The following is a 14,896-nucleotide window of genomic DNA, read 5'->3' as shown; positions in this document are numbered from 1 at the left end:
TTCATCGCTGGACATCTTATGTAGTGGCCACATTCGAGTTCGCAAGTGCCCGACTCAGATTCAAAGGATCCGATGTGTCCCGACAGGCATAATCCGGGCTCAAACCGGCTCAACCGTTGCTGCCGCGTCCACCCTTGACCCGGCCCGACAGCACGCCGAAACCATCAATGATGGCTTCCTGGTTTTCCAGCCGGGCGATCTCGAGCTGCACCTGCTCCAGGGTTGCCATGATGGCGTAGCTCTGCTCGGCATCCTCGCATTCGACGATATCGCGCTCCAGCTCGGATTTTTGCCATTTCAGTTCGCGGGTTCGCTTGTGCAGGCCGAGCGCCTGTATGTATCCCTCGCGGGCATCCTCCGACGCCGCCTCCACCGTCGCGGTCCAGATCCTTGCGTTGCGGATCTGGCTCTCGAGCCGGGCGATGAAGGCGCCCTGCCCGTCGGCCTCAAGCGCTGCGAACAGGCGCTCGCGGTCGAAGCGCCCGCCGGCCGACGCGGCATTGAGCATCACCTGCCAGACCCGCATCAGGCCCTTGTCCTCAAATTCCAAGGCCGCCAGCTCGTCGAATTCGTCATGCAGCATCTGCGGATGGTTGGCGACGGTCATGACCAGAACGGTTTCGCGCAGCGACGGCATTTCGGCGTGGCCGCGGACCATGCCGGAACGGCTCAACCGCTCCGATACCGCCACCATGCCGCGCGCCGATTGCGGGCCCGGGCGTCCGCCGCCATTGCCATTGCCGCGCTCGAAGCTGCCACGGCCACCGCCCTCACGGCCATAATTGCCGCGGCCGGACTTGCCCTGCTCACGGTTGCGGTAGCCGAAGAACGCCTGCATGCGGTCGCGCATGTCTTGCTGGTAATGCCGGCGCAGGCTTTCATCGGCAATCAGCCCGGTGGTCTGCTTCAGCTTGGCCTCGAGTTCGGCGCGGCTTTCAGGCGTTTCGAACACCCCGGCGCCGGCCTCGCGCGACCACACCACATCGGCCAGCGGCCGGGCCGAGTTGATCACCTGGTCAAACGGATCGCGGCCGTCCTGACGCACCAGATCATCAGGGTCCTTGCCCGCCGGCAACACCGCAATGCGCAGGGAGCGTCCCGGCCCGATCAACGGCAAGGCCAGATCCACCGTCCGGTTGGCTGCGCGCTGACCGGCCTCGTCGCCGTCAAAGCACAAAACCGGCTGCGGCGTGATCCGCCAGATCAGCTTGAGCTGGTTCTCACCCAGTGCAGTGCCCAGAGGTGCTACCACATTGTCGATGCCTGCCTGCGCCAACGCGATCACGTCCATATAGCCTTCGACCACGATCAGCGTGCCGTCCTGGCCGCAGGCGCGCCGGGCACGGGCGAAATTGTAGAGCACATTGCCCTTGTGGAAGAGCTCGGTCTCGTTGGAATTGAGGTATTTGGCCGGCGCGCCCGGCGACAGCGCCCGGCCGCCAAAGGCTATCACCCGCTCGCGCGACGACAGGATCGGGAACATGATGCGGTCGCGGAACCGGTCATAGGACACCGAGATTTCCGGCCCGTGCACCACCAGCCCGCAGGCCTCGATCTGCTCGCGGTCGACGCCGCGCGAAGCCAGATGTTCCTTCAGCGCGCTGCGGTTGTCATTGCTGTAGCCCAGACGAAAGGCGGCGATGGTGCGGCCTGACAGGCCACGGTCACGCAGATAGGCCCGCGCCTTGGCGCCTTGCGGGCCCTGCAGTTCGCCTTCGAAATAGGCCGCCGCCATTTCCATGACATCTTCCAGCGTGGCGCGCTGGCGCTCGCGCTGGGCAGCTTGCGGATCGGGTGCGGGCAGGGAAATGCCGGCCATGTCGGCGACACGCTCGACCGCTTCGGGAAAATTCAGGCTTTCAAGCTCGGTCAGAAACTTGAAATGGTCGCCCGACACGCCGCAGCCAAAGCAATGGTAGCGGCCCTTCTTGTCCTCGCAGTGAAAGCTCGGGGATTTTTCGCCATGAAACGGGCAGCAGGCCCACCAGTCGCCGCGCGAGGTGTTGGTTTTCTTGCGATCCCAGGTCACATGACGGCCAATCACGTCCGAGATCGGAACGCGGTCGCGAATGTCGTCAAGAAAGGACGGGGAAAACCGCAAAATCTGGCGCGCCTCCGGCGCTTGGACGAGGTTGGGTGACAGGTCGTACTATGTATTGGTCATTCTATATAGAAGCTGCGCGCCGCAGAGGCAAAGCCCTTGATGCGTCACTCCCCGCTATTCACACGGGCCTTGATCTTGAACCGGAGCACCGCTGCATCACCCGCCAAACCGCGCGGGCAAAAGCCCTGATCCCGGCGCAAACCGGGACCAATCCTTGCTGCTGATGCAGTCCAGACAGCAATGCCGCCTACTGCAACAGGCCCTTGACCATGCCGCAGGCCTTGGAAAAATCCATCTGGCCGGGATAGCGTTCCTTGAGCACGTTCATGCATTTGCCCATGTCACGCAAGCCCGCAGCGCCGGTCTCGTTGATGACCGAGGCGCAGAGCTCACGCACTTCCTCTTCCGGCAGCTGCTTGGGCAGAAACTGGCGGATGATAGCGATTTCATCGCGCTCCTGCTGGGCAAGCTCCAGCCGGGCATTGTCTTCATAGATGGTCGCTGATTCTTCGCGCTGCTTGATCATCTTTGTCAGAATCTGAAGAATGTCGTCATCGCTGACGGGATCCTTGCCAGCGCCGCGATTGGCGATGTCACGATCCTTGATCGCAGCCTGGATCAGCCGCAATGTCGACATGCGACGCGTGTCCTTGGCGCGAATGGCGTCCTTCAGCGTTTCGGTAAACCGTTCCCGCATCATCAAACTTTCTCCGGCAGTTCAGTAAAGGCCTGGTGGCAAGCCCCATTAGCAAGACCCGAGAGCCCGCAATTGCGAATGGACAGGATTAACCCTTGGATAGCATCCTGTTCAAGCAAATTATTGAGGGGTCCACGCCACAGTGCTGATTGACCCGGACGAGCGGCTTCTCTATCTGAAGGCTGATGCATGACCGGATCGAAATCATCCAACGCGGCAACTGCTTTTCCGCGTGTGGCTTCCGGTGACTTAAATGGCGATGCCCCGGCTTGACGTCAAGGGGCCACTTGCCAGCGATGAAGCGGCACTGCAGCCGTCAACGGAGTGGACATGACCACAAGCGCCCAGACTACAAAACCATGGACCGAGACAAAGCCCACCGCTGTTCTGGTTTTCGCCGACGGCACCGTCATCAAGGGCCATGGCGTTGGCGCCACCGGCACGGCGCAGGCCGAGGTCTGCTTCAACACGGCGCTGACCGGTTATCAGGAGATCCTCACCGACCCCTCCTATCTGGGACAGATCGTCACCTTCACATTCCCGCATATCGGCAATATCGGCGCCAATGACGAGGACATCGAGGATCTGACCCCGGCGGCCCGCATCGGCGCGGTTGGCGCGATCTTCAAGGCCGACATCACCGAGCCGTCGAGCTACCGCTCCGCCGGGCATTTCGACACATGGCTCAAGACCCGCGGCATAATCGGCCTGTCCGGCGTCGACACACGGGCACTGACCGCCTGGATCCGCGAAAACGGCACGCCCAACGCGGTCATTTCCCATGACCCCAGCGGCAATTTCGATATCGAGGCGCTGACAGCACTTGCCAAGCAGTGGAGCGGGCTCGAAGGCCTTGATCTGGCCAAGGACGCCACATCGGGCCAGTCATCGAGCTGGACCCAGGGCCCATGGGTCTGGAACGAAGGATTTCCACAGACCGGCGAACCCGTGGCGCATATCGTCGCCGTGGATTATGGCGTCAAGCGCAACATCCTGCGGCTGTTCACCGGTCTTGGCTGCAAGGTTACGGTGGTTCCGGCGACAGCCAGCGCCGAAGACATTCTGGCGATGGCGCCCGACGGGGTGTTCCTGTCCAACGGTCCTGGCGATCCGGCCGAAACCGGCAAATATGCCGTACCGGTGATCAACAAGCTGATCGACAGCGAAACCCCGGTGTTCGGCATTTGCCTCGGTCACCAGATCCTGGCGCTGGCGCTGGGCGGCAAGACCGTGAAGATGCATCAGGGCCATCACGGCGCCAATCACCCGGTCAAGGACTACACCACCGGCAAGGTCGAAATCGTCTCGATGAACCACGGTTTTGCGGTGGACGGCAAAAGCCTGCCCGAAGGCGTCGAGGAAACCCATGTTTCGCTGTTTGACGGCTCCAATTGCGGATTGCGGCTGACAGGCAAGCCGGTGTTTTCGGTTCAGCATCACCCGGAAGCCTCCCCCGGCCCGCAGGACAGCCACTACCTGTTCCGCCGCTTCATGAACATGGTCGGCGAACGCAAGGGCCTGCCGACGCTCGCCGAGCGCTGAAAGAGAGAGCCGGCATCGGCTAGCTAGGTAGTCGGAGAGGTCCAATGATTGGCTATGTCACAGTCGGTGCCGACGACATCCCGCTTGCCGAAAGGTTCTACTCTGCATTCCTGCCGAGCCTCGGCTACAATTTGGAGATCTCGCCTGAAGGATTGAGCTACTCGATCCCCAGCACGAGCGACCAGTGGCCCCAGCCAGCCGATTTCTACGTCAAGCCGCCGTATGACGGGCAGCCGGCATCGAGCGGCAACGGCACCATGGTGGCTTTCGAGGTGAAAACTCAGGCCATGGTCCGCGAACTTCACGCGGCAGCGCTTGCTGCTGGCGGGCGAGACGAAGGTGGGCCTGGCTTTCGGGCCGAGTACAGCGCGCATTTCTATGTAGGCTATCTCCGCGATCCTCAAGGCAACAAGATCGCGCTGGTTTGCAACAACAGGGACGAGCCCAAACGACCGGACTGATCCCTGAGCAGGAGCGCGCCACCGAGCCAGCGAGACAGAAACAAAACTCCGATATTAGTTCCGCCGCTTCATGAATATGATCGGCTAACGCAAGAGATTGCCTGCGCTGACCGAGCGGTGAGACCCGCGCACCGGGGCCGTGATCGGGGCAAACGCTTGAATGACCGGCTAAGAACCGGTTGTGGCCATTTGATGCGCCGGGCTCCGCGGCCGCATTTGGCGGAAAGCGGCCTTCTATGCGGTGCACAATTTTGGACGTTTCGAGTATTTAATCAAATATGCAGCCTGTCGTTCAATTAGTAGGTGACCTCACTGAATTGTCGGCGATTTGAGGCCAGTCTGTCCCCTTTTATTGAGGTGCACCCCCCCAAGTCGGGCGCCAAGCCTTAAGGGCTCAGAGCATAGTTCCTTTACTCGCTATCCCTGACCAAGCGGACATAATTATTGATGCGGATAGCATCACCCTGCGGCCCGAATCCTTCAGGAAAAGCTTGCGCATCGCCGACCTTGGGATCAGAGCGCTGGGCACCCGCTCCATGCACGTCGGTCCATCCGTTCATGTAACCCATGGCGCGTCCGAAACTGACATAGGCGGCGTGGCTGCCCGGAGACCGGGTCCAGTTTGCGTGCGTGGTGGAACTCCAATAGGCTGGATAGTCAGTCTGCTCCGCCTCATTGAGGATTTCACTCGTCTCAAACAGCGGGTCAATAGCTGCCGAATTGGTCGTATCAGGCGAACGGGTATAATCGACAAGGCTTTGCAGTTCCTTGACATTCGGCACACGCCAATCGTCATGTCCAAGATAGTTTTGTGCGTTGGCCTGTTCACCAAGAGCGAGCGCAGCCTGCCAGCTGATTGCCTCGCCATTGTCCGCTTGTGGCCACATCAATCCGCTGGCGCTATCGGTGATCGTGCCATCACCATTATCCGTCAGCTTGGTCACGCCATAACCAACATCACCGCGCACCGCCATAACGTAGAAGGTTTTCTCCTGACCGCGAAGCCTCATGCCATATCCCTTGATCCGACCGTCGGCAAAATTCACACCAAACATCGTAACATCCTGATTGTGCATGGTTTTGGAGACATACAATGTGCTTGAGGCAAGTTGTGCATCAATAATCCGCTCACCCGCCTGCGTGTCGCCGTATCCAAAAGCGAACACCTCGTTGTTGAGGAACGGTATCAAGCCGGAGGTGTCGTCTGCTTCATAGCCACTCGGATCGACGCCTTGGAAATTCATCAAGGAATACATCTCGGTGATTGTCGGGCCCCGCCAGTCATCATATCCGGCCAATTCTAGCGTTCGAGCATAGTACGCCCTCATAGGTCAGCTTGTCGTCGATATTAATCAGGCCATCGCCATTGAGATCAGGGGTCTGCACCCATATCAAGCCGGTCACATTGTCAGTTACAGTGCCATTGCCATTGTCTGTGTAGCTGGGTTGCGCGCCGATATACTGGGCATCCTGACCGTAGAAGGGTTCGCCTGCGGTTGGACAGTCGATGGCTTTGGTTGCGTCATAGCATCTCGACTGTCCGGTATCAGGAATTGGATAGGGAGGCTGCGCCATCGTGGTCTGGGTTGCGAGAAGCACACATGTTGAAGTGTATAATGTTGTGCGCAGAGCTTGCATGAACCTCATGATGTATTCCTTTCAGTCCTGACCTAATTGTTTCGAAGTTGCTGATAGGCTGCGCGCAACGCTGCGACCCGTCCAGACAATTCAGGCGTCAAATCGCCAGCCAACAAGTCGGATTGCTCCAACGGATCATTGGCAACATCAAACAATTGTTCTGGCTCGCCGTCCGCTGCCACGAGTTTGTAGCGCTCATCACGGATGGCCCATCCCATCACATCCGGGGGCATTTTTTGATCAGCGAAATGTTCGGCATAAGCGTATTTCCGCGACCCTGGTTCTCCGCTCAGGACCGGGTTCAGATCAATGCCATCCGATTGAATCACTTCGGCATTGGCCAATGCCCTGATGGTCGAGTTCAAATCGGTTGTGTTGACAAGAGCATTTGTGCGGCCACCTTCGACACCGGGACCGGTAACAATCATCGGCACGGCCGTGCCGCCTTGGTAGATGGTGCCCTTGGACCGTTTGCGGCCATACAATTCACGGGAAACCTGACCCGGCGTGCCATTATCGCCAATGAAAATGACAACCGTATTTTCACGGACATCATCGGTCAGACTTTCCAGCAATCGGCCGATTTCACTATCCAGCGCTTCAAGCATGGCGTTGTAATAGGGTAGCGGGTTCTCATCGATTTCACTTTGGTCATTCAGCAGATCATTGCCGGTATAAAGCGCTCTCGGAGGTACGTGGAACGGGGTATGCGGCGCATTGTAGGCGAGCCACAAGAACCATGGAGTTTCCTGTTCGCCGATCCAATTGATGGCGCGGTCAGTGAGGACGGTTGTTGCATATCCATCTACATCGACAGGCTTTCCATTATCCACCGCATCCCATTTGTAGTAGTCGGGGACGCCACCGGCGAGCAGGCCAAAATAGGTATTCACACCCAACTCGGCGGGATGGTTATAGTCATTTTTCGAACTGGCCAGATGCCATTTGCCGATAACTGCACTGGAGTAATCGGTTTCGTTCAATGCATCGAAAAGGCTCACTTCATCGGTCGACATGCCAACACCACCTTCACGGGGGATAGCTCCCCCCATGCCAGTGCGAAATCCATATTTACCAGTCATGATCGTGGCCCGGGTCGGGGTGCATACAGGGGCCGAATAGGCGTTCTCAAACACCAGCCCATCGGCGCACATCTGTTCGACAATCGGCATTTGTGCCTGCTGTGACCCGACAGAGTAACATCGCGATGCATCCAGCCCCATATCATCCGCAATGATCAGGAGAATATTGGGCTTAGCAAAAGCGGCGCCCGGCAGAGCAAACGCAAGCGCCAAACCAAAGGCGAACTTCATAACGGTTTGCATTCGAATTGCTCCCGGCTAGCATTCTTGGCGTTCTGTTGAAGAGATCGCCAACGTCGCACGGTCTCTTTTTGGCTTCAGTCTTATCTGGGCCAATTTTCGGCATTCCCAGCCGGATAATCCGGGCGAAAGTTGTCGCACCGGCTTTCGATGCGCATCAGCAAGATGCGCAGCTTCATCTCCGTGCTCAGGGTCATGTTGTATCGCTTAACTGCTCTGGTTTGCATTGATATATATCAGTCGGCAAGCATCGCGGGGGGCGATCTCTTCTTGGGCGCAAAGGGTGCCAAGTGCGTCTGACGTGAAGCTGGTAAAGCCATCAATGAGAGTTGCAAAACCTTTCCGCAAACGTCTCTGTCATATCTGTTTGGAAAAACAGCTGCCGTTTTTTGCAATCATCTTCGATGTCAGCTCAGGGCCGGAAATGCCCATTCGGATATCTCGCCAACACCAGCCAGGTCGCATAACCGCCGATAAAACCTCGACCGCTCAAACCTTCACAACATCCAGAAACAAATGCCGCTTGACGAAGCGCAGGTTGAGCAGCACGGCCGCCACGCCGAGGCCGATGGCCAGTCCTGCCCAGATGCCTGGACCACCAAATCCGAGCCCGAAGCCCAGCCCGTAGGCTGCCGACAGGCCGATCGGCCAATAGCTGATCACCGCAATCAGCATCGGAATGCGGGTGTCCTTGATGCCGCGCAACAGCCCTGCCGCGATCACCTGGATGGCGTCGACGATCTGGAATGCGGCCGCCACCAGAATCAGCGGGACAGCCACCGCCAGCAACTGGGCCGCATCTGCATTGGCTTCGTCGATAAACAGGCTGACAAGCGCTTCCGGCAACAGCCAGAACAGCGCGGCGGAGGCGACCGAAATCACAATCGCCAGCGCCATCACCGTGTGCGAGGCCCGCGCCAGTCCGGCCATGTCACCACGGCCATAGGCCTGGCCAACGCGCACTGTCGCGGCATGAGACAGACCAAGCGGAATCATGAAGCTGATCGAGGCGAGCTGAATGGCGATGCCATGGGCCGCCAGTTCAACGGTGCCGAGCCATCCCATCATCACCGAGGCCGCCATAAACAATCCGACCTCGGCCAGAATGGTAAAGCCGATCGGCAGACCGAGCCGGAACACCTCGAAAAACGCCGGCCACTCGGGCCGCCAGAAGCGCTGGAACAGCCGGTAATCCTGATGCCTCGGGTGCCAATAGGCCCATCCGGCCATGATCAGGAAGATCACGGTCGAGCTGAAGACCGAGGCCACCGCCGCGCCGCGCACGCCCATTTCCGCCCAGCCAAAATTGCCGAAGATCAGTCCATAATTGAGGATACCATTGACCACGGTGCCAAACAGCGCCGACCAGAGCACGATTGCGGCGCGCGAACGCGCGGCAAAGAACGACCTGAGCGCCATCATCATCAGCGCCGGGAACATGCCCCACTGGGCAATGCGGATGTAATCGCTGGCAAGTGCTGCCAGTTCGGGTTTCTGGCCCAGCCAGATCAGCGCCGGCTCGAGATACCACAGGAACGGCATGGCCATGACCGCGTAGAGCAACAGGATCCACATCCCCATCCGAACCGAGCGGCGCACATGGGTGGGGTCATTGCGGCCTTCGGCCTGGGCCGCCAGCGGCAGGATCGCACCGGCAAAGCCGGAGCCGAAGATGAACACCATGAAAAATGCCTGCGAGGCCAGCACCGTGGCAGCCAGCTCGGCGGTGCCATACCAGCCGAGCATGACGACATCGGTGGTGGCAATGGCGATCTGGGCGATCTGGGTGCCGACCAGCGGCAAGCCAAGCGCCAGCGTCGCCCAGATCTGGGCGCCCCAGCTTTGCCCGTCTCTCACACCCCTGGTTGATACGTCCATCACCAACTCCCGCATTTCGAACAGCGCTTATGCGCCCAGCACACCTTGTTTGGCAAGGCCGATCCGCCCCGCTGCGGGACACGGGCTCAAGACCGCAAACGCCCTGCCCGGACATCGCAGGCGGAGCAGTTTCAAGCAGACAGGAGCGGCGTAACCCGGTCGCGATTTGGTCTATCTCCTCCCCGTCTATCTGTTTAATATCGTGCCATGGAAACCATTGACCTGCCCAGATTTGCGCAAGACTTCCTGACGCTTCTAGACACAGCCAAGGCGTATTTCGCCCAGCCCTGGACCTTCTACCAGATCGGCATCATCGCCGCGTGCTATCTCATCGGCTGGCTGATCTCGCGCAAGGTCGAGCCCTGGCTCGAAAGCCGCGCCCGCACCATCAAGGGCAAGCCCGGACTGCTTCGGGTGATCATCGCGGTGATGCGCAGAAGCCACTGGGTGATATTTCTTTTTCTGCTGAGCATCGTCCGCCTGGTGACGCTGGAAATGACCTGGCCTTCGCGCACCTACATGATGGCGCTGGCCCTGACACTCGGCTGGTCCTGGCTGACCATCTCGGTGACAAGCCGGATCATTCATAACCGGACTGTGTCCCGGCTCATCGCGCTTGCGGTTTTCAGCTATGTGGCACTGGGGATCCTCGACCTTCGCCCGGAAGCCACGGCCTTTCTGGATCAAGTGGCAATCCAGCTCGGCGACTTGCGGATCTCGGCGCTCTTCGTTCTGCGCACCATCCTCGTTACGGTCGGGTTCTTGTGGATCGCCAACCTGCTGGGCAATTTCTTCGACAGCCGCATCAATACCGTTGAAGATCTCTCGCCCTCCTTCAAGGTTCTCGCCGGCAAGGTTGTCAAGATCAGCTTCATCGTCATCGCCGGGATGATGGCGCTGTCCTCAACCGGCATCGACCTGACCGCGCTGACGGTATTTTCCGGCGCCGTCGGCGTCGGCCTGGGTTTCGGCCTGCAGAAGGTCGTGTCCAACTTCATCTCCGGCGTCATCATTTTGATGGACCGGTCGATCAAGCCCGGTGACACCATTGCGCTGGGCGAGACTTTCGGCTGGATCCGTGAATTGCGCGCCCGCTTTGTCTCGGTGATCACCCGCGACGGCCGCGAATATCTGATCCCGAACGAGGATTTCATCACCCATCAGGTGGTCAACTGGTCGTTCTCCGACAAGCTGGTCCGTGTCGATGTCGACTTCGGCGTGTCCTATGACAGCGATCCGCACCAGGTCGCAAAGCTCGCCATCGCTGCCGGCTCAACCGTCGAGCGTGTGCTGGACGCGCCCAAACCGGTGTGCTGGATGACCGCCTTCGGGTCGTCGTCGCTGGATTTCAAACTGCGCTTCTGGATAGCCGATCCGCAGGCAGGACTGACCAATGTGCGCGGCAAGGTGCTGCTCGCCATGTGGGACGCCTTCAAGGAAAACGGCATCAACATCCCCTTCCCGCACCGCGCGATCATCATGCGCTCCCCGGTGGAAGTGGTGCGCCGCGACGCGCCCGACGCGGAGTAGGCTTCTGCCGGTCAAGCGGGCAGAAACGAAACGGGGCCGCATCTTTGCGGATGCAGCCCCGTTGTTATGTCGCTCGGGTGGGAACACTCACACCGGGTTGTTGAAGGTGTCGCAGGCGTCCAGACGGCCGGTTTCGAAGCCGCTCGCGAACCACTCCTTGCGCTGCGCCGAGGTGCCGTGATTGAAGCTGTCGGGAACCACATAGCCCTGGGTGCGCCGCTGCAGCGTATCGTCGCCGATCTGCTGCGCCGCATTGAGAGCCTCTTCCAGATCGCCGCGCTCGAGCAAACCCTTCTGCGCCGTGAAGTGGCCCCAGATGCCGGCAAAGCAGTCAGCCTGCAGCTCGACCCGGACCGACATCTGGTTTTCTTCGGACTGGCTCAACGACGGACGCATCCGGTTGAACTCGGGCAGCACGCCGATCAGGTTCTGCACATGATGGCCGACTTCATGGGCCAGCACATAGGCCTGGGCGAAATCACCCGAGGCCTCGAAGCGCTGCGCCAGCTCGTCGTAAAAAGTCAGATCGATGTAAAGCTTCTGGTCGCCGGGACAGTAGAACGGGCCCGACGCCGCACTGGCATTGCCGCAGGCCGAACTGACGGAGTCTGTAAACAGCACCAGCTTGGGCTCGGGATAATCAAGGCCTTCCGATGCCATGATACCGTTCCAGACATCTTCGGTCTCGGCCAGGACGGTGGCGACGAACTGGGTCATCTCGTCCTGGCGGGTTGGCGATATCTGCCGCTCGCTGACGCTCTGGCCGCTGGGCAGGCCGCCGGAAGTTCCGCCGCCAAGCAGTTGCAAGGGATCGATGCCGATGAGTTTCAGGCCGAGGTAGATCACGCCGATGATCAAAATGGTCTTGAAGCTCATTCCCGAGCGGCGCATGCCGCCCGAGGGCAAGCGGATACCGCTGCGCCCGAACGGATTGCGGCTGCCCGACGAGCTTCCGCGCCGGTCCTCGATATTGTCGCTCTGGCGACGGCCCTTCCAATCCATGGTCAAAACTCTCCTGTCGGCATCAAGCCTTGCTTTTACACCGGGCTTGTACTGGCCGCCAGCGCCAGTTTCAACACTCAGTTTTGGCAACCAGCTGCTGACGCATGGCGGTCAGCGGATTGAACCCGGCCTGAGCCAGGGCGCGGGCAGCCATCAGCGCCGCACAGAAAACCGGCAGAGCGATGAAAAGTTCCGCCACGCCGGGTTTAGCCATCATCTGCGGCAACACCACAGCCATTGCACCTGCGATAAAGCGGCAGGCGAAGATCGCCAGAATGGCAATGAGCGACACCACTTCGCCCTTCACCCGGACCCGATTGCCGGAAAGCCACTCCACTTCGGCATAAAGCAAAGACCACCAACCGGCCAACGCACCGAGTGCCAGGCCACTCATCAATGCCGCCAGGCCTGAGCCGCTCGTTTGCCCCGTCAAAGCGGTGATCAGTGATGATGCGACGAGGATCACCGGCAGCAACATCAGCCGCCACAGCGGCATGTCACGATCGCGCATGCGGCTGATACCGAGCCCGATCAGCGCCACCAGCAAGGGCCACACCCAGATCGGCGCAGCATGTGCCACTTGCAAAGCCATCGGTGCAGACGGCGACAGCGCTGCATCGGCCAGTGTCGGCAAGCCGAACACCACCTCATGCATGATGCGCCCCGGCATGAAGGTGAAAAACCCTGCAATGCCGATGCCGCCGAAATAGAGCATCTTCACAACCCGCTGATGCCGGATGAAATTGCGCTGCCGCGCCGACTGCACAACGATGAAGGCGCCAAAAAGGGTGAGGATCGACAGCAGATGGATCGGCGAGAAGCCATGAAACAGATCAATCTCATGGATCATGAAGGTCGACAGCGCGGTGAGCACCATCAGGACAATCCACACCCGCCCGGTCATGCGGTGGGCAAAAGTGCCCTTTTTCCTGAGCAGCAAGATGCCGCCGATCAGCGCCGCCGGGACGACAGTGAAGACGTGAAACTGGATCGCCGGGCTGGCATTGAGAAGCGGTTCGAGTGTCATGGGAGAAATCCTTGGAAGAGAGAGCGCGGTTGACAGGGGAGACAAAACCCGCGATCCGATGGCAAGATCTGTCCCCATCCGCCATGACCGGAGGCGTTTGCCAACGGCATCTGCGTCTGTGACCGGAGAACTTCGTGAGCGACACATTGCTGCAATCCACGCTTCGTGAACTGCGACTGCTGCTGATCAGGCCACGGTTGTGGCTGGTGTTTGCGCTGGTGGTCTGGCTGTTCGTGGTGACCGGCCCGTTTGGCACCTATGAACGCCTCGCCTTCCCCACCCGGCTTGGCTATTGGCTGATGCTGCACGCCGCGACCTGGGCCTGCGCGCTCATCAGTATCGCGTTTTTCGACGTGGCTCTCCGCACCCGTATCTCCTCCCGGCTCTACCGCATGCTGACCGGCGCCGTCCTTTCGGCGCTGCCTGTCGGGCTGGCGATCACGGTGATCAATTTCGCGCTGCTGATGCGGCCGCTCAATGGTGCCCAGATTGCCGAAAATGCGCTGACCGCGCTGCCGATCGGATTGGCTTTCTCGCTGCTGACCTGGCTCAGCCTCAGCGGCGGAGACCAGGTGCTGACAGATGGGAAATCCAAAAACCCGGATGATGCCGGAGAGGCCGACGCGCAGGCATCGCCGCTGGCCTTTGAGAGCAGCGAAGCATCACCGCCGCGGCCCAGCGCCGAGAAGCGGGTCAACCGTCCGCCGCTGCTTGACAGATTGCCGGTGGACAAGCGCGGCATCCTGATCCGGCTTGAAGTGCAGGACCATTACGTGCTGGTGGTGACCACCAGAGGCACACAACTGCTGCTGATGCGGCTCGGCGACGCGATTGTCGAGGCTGGCGCCGGCCAGCAGGTTCACCGCTCGCACTGGGTGGCCGAGCACGAAGACAATGCGCTGATGCGCGGCAGCGGCACGAACGGCCGGCTCTGTGTCCGCGCTGCCGACGGCTTTGAAGTGCCGGTCAGCCGCACATTTGCAGCCAAGGTGCAGCACTGGATCGGACAGCGCGACAGCGCCTGAGCCGCTAGCGATTACAATTGACGGAGACGAGCGTAATTCAGCTGTCGGGAATTCTGGCTGCGTTTTCGAAGCCTTCGACGAAGCGCAGGAACAGCGTCGAGAACTGCTCGACATCCTGCGCCGGCCAATCCGCCACGATCGTCGCGATCAGCTTGCGCTTTACCTCGTGAGCGGCGTTGGCAAGCGAGTGGCCTTGGTCGGTGAGTTCGACCACCGTGCGGCGGGCATCCGCCTGGGAAGCACTTCTGACCAGCAGGCCGCGATCAACCAGGTCCGATACCAGTCGGCTGGCGCGTGAATGATCGACACGCATGACCTCTGCGACAGCTCCAACGGTAACCTCGCCTTCCTGACTGGCGCGCCTGAACGCCGAAACCACATCCAGGTGGGAAAGATCGAGCTCAGGCGCGCGCGCGCTCAGCGCCATGCGACCGATGATGCGCCGGCCGATCATCAGCCGCATGCGCGCCATCGCTTCGGAGATCATCGCGATATTGGAGATCTCGTCCTGCGCGACTGCCGATGCCGTTCCGTCTGCTGCCTTGATCATGCGGGTTCCAGATTCATCATGTTGGCCGGGTGCCGGAATGCGAACCGGCAGACTAATTATTTATGTGCACTTGACAAGAATGTGTCAAGTGCACATAAATTCGTGACTTTTGCACAAACC

Annotated in this window: 13 protein-coding genes; 4 read left to right on the top strand and 9 right to left on the bottom strand. The window is 60.0% G+C overall.

The genetic code is table 11. From position 1 onward, the window contains the following. Window positions 1–109 precede the first annotated feature (109 nt). On the bottom strand, window positions 110–2,101 hold the full coding sequence (dnaG, locus tag IMCC20628_RS03820; protein ID WP_047029108.1) for a DNA primase: 1,992 nt from the start codon (window positions 2,099–2,101) through the stop codon (window positions 110–112). 250 nt (window positions 2,102–2,351) lie between these two features. Beyond that, window positions 2,352–2,801, bottom strand: coding sequence for a GatB/YqeY domain-containing protein (locus IMCC20628_RS03815; RefSeq protein ID WP_156174637.1), 450 nt, complete (start codon window positions 2,799–2,801; stop codon window positions 2,352–2,354). 330 nt (window positions 2,802–3,131) lie between these two features. On the opposite strand from IMCC20628_RS03815, the gene carA reads away from it, so the two are divergent. Together carA and IMCC20628_RS03805 are read left to right on the top strand one after the other, a co-directional pair. Beyond that, window positions 3,132–4,343 (top strand): glutamine-hydrolyzing carbamoyl-phosphate synthase small subunit, encoded by a 1,212-nt coding sequence (gene carA / locus IMCC20628_RS03810; RefSeq protein ID WP_047029106.1) that lies wholly within the window; start codon window positions 3,132–3,134, stop codon window positions 4,341–4,343. Window positions 4,344–4,387: 44 nt separating this feature from the next. Beyond that, the gene (locus tag IMCC20628_RS03805; protein ID WP_047029105.1) at window positions 4,388–4,804 is read left to right on the top strand and encodes a VOC family protein; all 417 of its coding nucleotides are present in this window, start codon (window positions 4,388–4,390) and stop codon (window positions 4,802–4,804) included. Between the two features lie 410 nt (window positions 4,805–5,214). Here IMCC20628_RS03805 and IMCC20628_RS03800 read toward each other — a convergent pair whose 3' ends face one another. The 4 genes from IMCC20628_RS03800 to IMCC20628_RS03790 form a co-directional block, all read right to left on the bottom strand. Further along, window positions 5,215–6,048, bottom strand: a complete 834-nt coding sequence (locus IMCC20628_RS03800) for a DUF1566 domain-containing protein (protein WP_343123257.1) — start codon at window positions 6,046–6,048, stop codon at window positions 5,215–5,217. A 40-nt stretch (window positions 6,049–6,088) separates the two neighbouring features. Further along, the gene (locus IMCC20628_RS25005) at window positions 6,089–6,451 is read right to left on the bottom strand and encodes a hypothetical protein (RefSeq protein ID WP_052766287.1); all 363 of its coding nucleotides are present in this window, start codon (window positions 6,449–6,451) and stop codon (window positions 6,089–6,091) included. Window positions 6,452–6,474: 23 nt separating this feature from the next. Beyond that, on the bottom strand, window positions 6,475–7,755 hold the full coding sequence (locus IMCC20628_RS03795) for a sulfatase-like hydrolase/transferase (protein WP_047032236.1): 1,281 nt from the start codon (window positions 7,753–7,755) through the stop codon (window positions 6,475–6,477). A gap of 498 nt (window positions 7,756–8,253) precedes the next feature. Further along, window positions 8,254–9,642: an MATE family efflux transporter gene (locus tag IMCC20628_RS03790; protein ID WP_047029104.1), complete on the bottom strand. Its 1,389-nt coding sequence runs from the start codon at window positions 9,640–9,642 to the stop codon at window positions 8,254–8,256. Between the two features lie 207 nt (window positions 9,643–9,849). Between IMCC20628_RS03790 and IMCC20628_RS03785 the strand changes: the two genes are divergently transcribed. Beyond that, window positions 9,850–11,172, top strand: a complete 1,323-nt coding sequence (locus IMCC20628_RS03785) for a mechanosensitive ion channel domain-containing protein (RefSeq protein ID WP_052766285.1) — start codon at window positions 9,850–9,852, stop codon at window positions 11,170–11,172. An 87-nt stretch (window positions 11,173–11,259) separates the two neighbouring features. Here IMCC20628_RS03785 and IMCC20628_RS03780 read toward each other — a convergent pair whose 3' ends face one another. Then, the gene (locus IMCC20628_RS03780; RefSeq protein ID WP_047029103.1) at window positions 11,260–12,174 is read right to left on the bottom strand and encodes a neutral zinc metallopeptidase; all 915 of its coding nucleotides are present in this window, start codon (window positions 12,172–12,174) and stop codon (window positions 11,260–11,262) included. A 70-nt stretch (window positions 12,175–12,244) separates the two neighbouring features. Beyond that, entirely contained in the window at window positions 12,245–13,201 is a 957-nt protein-coding gene (locus IMCC20628_RS24540; RefSeq protein ID WP_082127985.1) for a DUF2306 domain-containing protein, read from the bottom strand. A gap of 134 nt (window positions 13,202–13,335) precedes the next feature. On the opposite strand from IMCC20628_RS24540, the gene IMCC20628_RS03770 reads away from it, so the two are divergent. After that, entirely contained in the window at window positions 13,336–14,226 is an 891-nt protein-coding gene (locus IMCC20628_RS03770) for a LytTR family DNA-binding domain-containing protein (RefSeq protein ID WP_047029102.1), read from the top strand. 37 nt (window positions 14,227–14,263) lie between these two features. Here the strand turns inward: IMCC20628_RS03770 and IMCC20628_RS03765 are convergent, their stop codons facing one another. Continuing rightward, window positions 14,264–14,776, bottom strand: coding sequence for a MarR family winged helix-turn-helix transcriptional regulator (locus tag IMCC20628_RS03765; RefSeq protein ID WP_047029101.1), 513 nt, complete (start codon window positions 14,774–14,776; stop codon window positions 14,264–14,266). Window positions 14,777–14,896 lie beyond the last annotated feature (120 nt).

The organism is Hoeflea sp. IMCC20628, from assembly GCF_001011155.1.
Lineage (GTDB): Bacteria > Pseudomonadota > Alphaproteobacteria > Rhizobiales > Rhizobiaceae > Hoeflea.
This window is presented reverse-complemented; position numbering and strand designations above follow the sequence as displayed.